This is a genomic window from Candidatus Parvarchaeota archaeon (assembly GCA_016866895.1).
Lineage (GTDB): Archaea > Micrarchaeota > Micrarchaeia > Anstonellales > VGKX01 > VGKX01.
This window is the reverse complement of record VGKX01000088.1, coordinates 1-5,001: the sequence shown is the minus strand read 5'-3', so window position 1 is coordinate 5,001 and position 5,001 is coordinate 1. Positions and strand designations below refer to the sequence as shown.

The window sequence follows — 5,001 nt, the reverse complement described above, 5'->3', positions numbered from 1 at the left end:
TCGCCATCAGGCTCTTCGGGAACAGAGATACCCACCACATCGTCAAGCGGCACCCAGATGACGCTTAGCTGCACTCCTGCCTCTGCTGTATTTGTGCCTTCCGGCTTCAAGCTCAAGGTTGCCTTGGGAATTTACAACAGCAGGTCTTCAAGTTCATCATAAGCTCCTTTATCGGTTCCATTGTTTAGCAGGCAGCCGTGGGTCAATCTAGGCAAGCTTTAAATACAATTAGCTGCAAAAGCGCATCGGTGTAGTATTTATCAGTAACAATGTAATAATTGCGTCATGGAGGGTGCTATATGAAAATCAGAAAAGGTCAAGGCGCGACAGAATACCTAGTTTTGCTTGCCGTGGTTCTCATTATTGCGCTAATATCAATAGCGCTTCTGGGCTTTTTCCCGTGGCTTGCAACCGACTCAAAGCAAAAACAGTCTGATGCGTACTGGACCGGCGTTGCATCACCTTTCAAGATAAAAGAGCACGCAGTCAGCTCCTCGGGGTCACTGCAGGCAGTGATTGAAAACTCAGGCCCCGACAAGCTTACTGTCGCAAGCATCTATATCGGCGGCGTGAACTACACTACAAGCACGGTATTCAACTCAGGCGACTCAAAGACCCTGACTCTTGGGACTTTCTCATCCAATCCGTGCGCAAACAACACAAGGTATGAGGTTTCAGGCTCAAGTGTAATCTTCAGCTATACCACCAAAGGGGGGCTGTCCAAAAAGCAGGGCGGGGACTCAGGAACCAAGGACCTTGTAGGGACATGCACCTAAGCCTTTAGCATTGGCTGGCCAACCCGAAGGAACCATCTGGGCTTTGTTTTCGGAAGATTTTTTTGAAACTGCTGCCACGGTTTTTTATCTTGCCGCACATTTATAAAGATGCGCGGGCAAACAGCATTTCTTGTTGCAGATTCTTGGTTTGTGATTTGATGGCAGGCGCACTTGCTAGGATAAAGACCGGCGTGAAGGGCTTGGACGAAGTGCTTGGGGGCGGCCTGCCGGCACAGTCCAACGTGCTTCTTTTCGGCTCGCCCATGTGCGGCAAAAAGCCACTTTTGATGGAGCTTGTTTTCGGGGGCCTCAAGCAGGGCATACCTGCGCTTTACCTCCTTACCGACTATTCATACAGGGATTGGAAAAAAATGATGGCAATATCCGGCCAAAACATTGAGGAATTTGAGAAAAAGGGGCTTGCAAGGGTCATTGACTGCTACTCAAAGCAGTTTGACCTGTCGCTTAGGGACGGGGAAGTCGTGACTTATCCGGAAGCCCCCTCTGCTATTAGTTCAATCTCCCTTCACATCTCCCGGGCTGAAAAGGCGCTACTGGAGCAAAAATGCCCTTTTGGCTACAGGGTTGGCTTCCATTCCCTGTCTGCGTTGTTTGAGGCTACAACCCCTGCAGCCGTCTCCCGCTTTTTGCAGTTCACGATTGGCAAATTCAGGAACTCAAATGCAACGGTTTTTTACGCTCTTGAAAAAGGCATGCACGATGAAAAAGTTGTCACAATGGCAAAGCACCTAATGGACGGGGTGTTTGAATTCAACGACTCCGGGCAGATATCAATTTCGGGCATCATAGGGGCGCAGCACACGCCGCAAAACTTCAGGATGTCGGAAAGGGGCTTTGAGTTCATCTCACAGACAGCCTCGGGCAGGGTGCAGCAGGCTGCAGGCGCGAGTGCAAAAAATGAAAGCCCTCTTGAAAAATTCGTTGAAAGCCATTCAAACGAACCCAGTGAAGCGCCTGGCATAGGGCAAGGCGAACAATTGCCTCAAGTGCAGCTTCCCCTCAAGGCAAGGATTAAAAAGTCAAAGTCCAAATAAGCTAGGCAATCAATTAAGGAACCGAACAAGCTTATGTTTTAAATTTTGGTGCAAACACATGTCCAAGCTTCTGATGCACACTTTTTCAGCCTATTTCAAGAACCTCAAGCTAATCCTGTTTTTCTCAATCCCTCTTCTGCTTGCATTCATGATTCCCGTATTTGTAAAAACTCCGGTTTACATAGCGCTTGGCGGGGTATTCCTTCGCACTGGAAGCATAGGCGGCGATGTCAAGTATTTTGATGCTGCAATCATGATTATTTCCTTTGTTGCCTCACTTTTCCTCATGTCGTTTGCAACAGTCAACATCAATCTTGTCATCAAATCCATGAGAAGCTCAGTCCACGTTTCGCGCGAGGTCATCTCAGGCATTGGCAAATACACTCTCAATGTGTTTTGGCTTTTTCTGACCTTTGCCCTAATGACCCTCATTGCCCAGCTTCTGCTTTTTGAAAACCCCTCATCCCCAATCCTTTACCCAGTCATCACGCTGGTGCTCTCCATGTTTTTCTTCTACTGCCCCTCTGCCCTTGTAATCGACGAGCTTCGGCCAATACGGGCAATTGAAAAATCCCTTTCCTTTGCAATAAGCAAATTCCCCCTGTTCCTTCTCTGGCTTGTTGTCGGCTTTGCCCTGATTGCAATACCAGAATACCTGATTCTTGAGCTTTTGTCCCACTCTCTTGCAACATATGTACTGCTTTTGCTAAATACGCTTGTCGTCATGCCTTTTCTGATTGTCCTGCAGACGCAGGTCTATGTAAGCAAATACACAATACTTCCTTAGATGCCCTAGGCCAAGCAGCTGTTTAGCCGGGAAAATCTATTATTTTTCTTCGCCAGCTTTTGCCTTAAGCCGGAGTCTTGAAGTAGGCGCCTACAATGTAGCCCGCCAGGGCGGCAAGGCCGCCAATAACCATCATTTCAAGGCCTGACTTCCACCACTTGCCAACAGTTATTTTTGCCTTGTAAGCCCCCACTGCAAATAGCGTCAAGGCGGCAAGTGCAAGTGCTATGACCATTGACTGGCCTACTGGGAAAAATAGGAATGGCAAAAGCGGTATCAGCGAGCCGATTATTGCGGAAAAGCCGACAATCACACCGGACTTTACCGGGTTGTAGCTGTCTGCAGGCGACAGGCCAAGCTCCTCTGACATCATTACCGAAAGCCACAAATCCCTGTTTGAGGTTATTGCCCTGACCATCTGCTCAAGCTCCTTGCCCCTAAGCCCTTTTTTCATGTAAATTAGCCTGATTTCTTCAGTCTCGACTTCGGGCAAGTGGTCTATCTCCCACTTTTCCTGCTCAAGCTCATGCCTGTAGTGGTCCTGCTCTGCCCTTGCGGAGGTATACGCAACTGCCGCCATTGAAATGCTTTCTGCAAAAGTTGCAACCATGCCTGCAACAAGCACTATATATCCGTCATTGGTCGCATATGCAACGCCAAGCACAATGCCAAGCACGTTTACAAGCCCGTCCTGGCCACCAAGGATTATTTCAGAGATCATGCCGCTTGCCTTGCCCTTTCTCTCCTCGTCCATGTGCTTTTGGACCTTTTTTGAAAACTCCTCAAGCTCGCGTTTGGATTTCTTTTTCTGCCTTGCCTTCCAAGCAACTTTTCCACGAACCATTTTGAAACGCCTTTCTTGATTGTTCCTTTTATTGAACTACTATTGCTTGCAAAAGCTTTTATTTAGAATCCGGAAATCCTATCACATGCGAACAACCGCGGTTGCAGGCTCGTTTTATCCCTCAGATGCAACAGCCATACGCAGAATGCTTGCCGATTTTTTCAAGCAGGCGTCAAATCAAGGCGCAAAGGATGCTCAAAAACTTGATTGCATTGCCGCAGTCTCGCCGCATGCAGGCTACGTTTACTCAGGCAAAACAGCAGCAATGACTTTCGTATCATACAAACAGCTTTCCACTTGCAATACTGTTGTCTTTGTAGGCCCAAACCACACCGGAATAGGAACTCCGGCCTCAGTCTCGCTCCAGGACTGGCTCACGCCACTTGGGCTTGTCAAGTGCGACATGGCCCTTGCAGGCAGGATACTTCAAAACTCAAAGTTTTGCATGGAGGACGAGTCTGCTCACATGTACGAGCACTCCATTGAAGTTCAGCTGCCATTTCTGCAGTACGTAAACCCGAAGGCAAAAATCGTGTGCATCTGCATGGGCGACCCGGGCCTGCAGGTTGCAAAAGACCTGGGCCTTGCACTTTCCAAATCGATAAGCGACGCAAACAGGGTTGCACTTGTCGCAAGCTCTGATTTTACGCATTATGAAAAGGCGGAAGCGGCCAAAGCCAGGGACATGCAGGCTATCAAGTTCATTGAAAGGCTTGATTCGCAGGGCTTTGACTTGGCGTGCAGTAAAAACAGCTGGAGCATCTGCGGGCACGGGCCAATCACCGCAATGCTTGAATACGCAAAACTCAAAGGCGCAAGTGCGGCAAGGCTGTTGGATTACACCAATTCTGGCGACGCAAGTGGTGACTACGGCTCTGTTGTTGCCTATGCAAGCATTTTTGTCCCAAGGTAATTCCAAAGCACAAAGCGATTCCAAAGCCTTAAAACCTGTGCAACCAAAAGCATAAACAAAAAGTCAGGTGCCTTTATTGGCACAAGCCAGACGGCGAATTGAAGGTGCTAAAAATGGTTGAAAGGACGATAAAATCAAGGAAAGCGCAGCACGTGAAAATAGTCGAGACCAAGGACGTAGAGTACAGGAAGGCAACCGGTTTTGACGACATTGATTTTGTCCACTGTGCAATGCCGGACCTTGACTTTGCAAAAATCGACACAAGCCTGCAGTTATTTGGCAAGAAGCTTTCCGCCCCGATAATGATTGACTCAATGACTGGCGGCTATGAGGGTGCGGGGCAGATTAACCAAAAGCTTGCCAAGGCTGCGCAGGAAAACCAAGTCGCCTTCTCGTTTGGCTCCATGAGGGCAATGCTCAAGTCGCCGGAATTCACTTCAACGTATAAAGTCAGGGACGTTGCGCCTGACATACCAATAATTGGCAACGTGGGCGCAGTGAACCTGCCGCAGATGGGAGTAAAGGGAATTGAAGGCGCAGTAAAAAAATTGGAGCTGGATGCGCTTGCAGTCCACTTCAACCCGCTTCAAGAAGCAGTCCAAATGGAAGGCGACAGGGATTTTTCA

The 5,001-nt window shown here is 48.6% G+C and carries 6 protein-coding genes; 5 read left to right on the top strand and 1 reads right to left on the bottom strand.

Annotated elements, in window-relative coordinates; genetic code table 11:
• Positions 1-299: 299 nt before the first annotated feature.
• The 3 genes from FJZ26_04045 to FJZ26_04035 all read left to right on the top strand — a co-directional run bounded on the left by FJZ26_04045 (position 300) and on the right by FJZ26_04035 (position 2,618).
• Complete coding sequence (locus tag FJZ26_04045) at positions 300-776, top strand: class III signal peptide-containing protein (GenBank protein ID MBM3229578.1); 477 nt, start codon at positions 300-302, stop codon at positions 774-776.
• Between the two features lie 158 nt (positions 777-934).
• On the top strand, positions 935-1,831 hold the full coding sequence (locus tag FJZ26_04040; GenBank protein MBM3229577.1) for a hypothetical protein: 897 nt from the start codon (positions 935-937) through the stop codon (positions 1,829-1,831).
• A gap of 58 nt (positions 1,832-1,889) precedes the next feature.
• Positions 1,890-2,618, top strand: coding sequence for a hypothetical protein (locus FJZ26_04035; GenBank protein ID MBM3229576.1), 729 nt, complete (start codon positions 1,890-1,892; stop codon positions 2,616-2,618).
• A gap of 64 nt (positions 2,619-2,682) precedes the next feature.
• Here FJZ26_04035 and FJZ26_04030 read toward each other — a convergent pair whose 3' ends face one another.
• Complete coding sequence (locus FJZ26_04030) at positions 2,683-3,462, bottom strand: hypothetical protein (protein ID MBM3229575.1); 780 nt, start codon at positions 3,460-3,462, stop codon at positions 2,683-2,685.
• 85 nt (positions 3,463-3,547) lie between these two features.
• Between FJZ26_04030 and amrB the strand changes: the two genes are divergently transcribed.
• Together amrB and FJZ26_04020 are read left to right on the top strand one after the other, a co-directional pair.
• Positions 3,548-4,375, top strand: a complete 828-nt coding sequence (gene amrB / locus FJZ26_04025) for an AmmeMemoRadiSam system protein B (protein MBM3229574.1) — start codon at positions 3,548-3,550, stop codon at positions 4,373-4,375.
• Positions 4,376-4,488: 113 nt separating this feature from the next.
• The coding region (locus FJZ26_04020; protein ID MBM3229573.1) for a type 2 isopentenyl-diphosphate Delta-isomerase at positions 4,489-5,001 on the top strand (513 nt) is incomplete at its 3' end.

Coding starts and splice junctions, on each gene's coding strand:
- FJZ26_04040 (MBM3229577.1), top strand. CDS start 935: ATGGCAGGCGCACTTGCTAGGATAAAGACCGGCGTGAAGGGCTTGGAC.
- amrB (MBM3229574.1), top strand. CDS start 3,548: ATGCGAACAACCGCGGTTGCAGGCTCGTTTTATCCCTCAGATGCAACA.
- FJZ26_04035 (MBM3229576.1), top strand. CDS start 1,890: ATGTCCAAGCTTCTGATGCACACTTTTTCAGCCTATTTCAAGAACCTC.
- FJZ26_04030 (MBM3229575.1), bottom strand. CDS start 3,462: ATGGTTCGTGGAAAAGTTGCTTGGAAGGCAAGGCAGAAAAAGAAATCC.
- FJZ26_04045 (MBM3229578.1), top strand. CDS start 300: ATGAAAATCAGAAAAGGTCAAGGCGCGACAGAATACCTAGTTTTGCTT.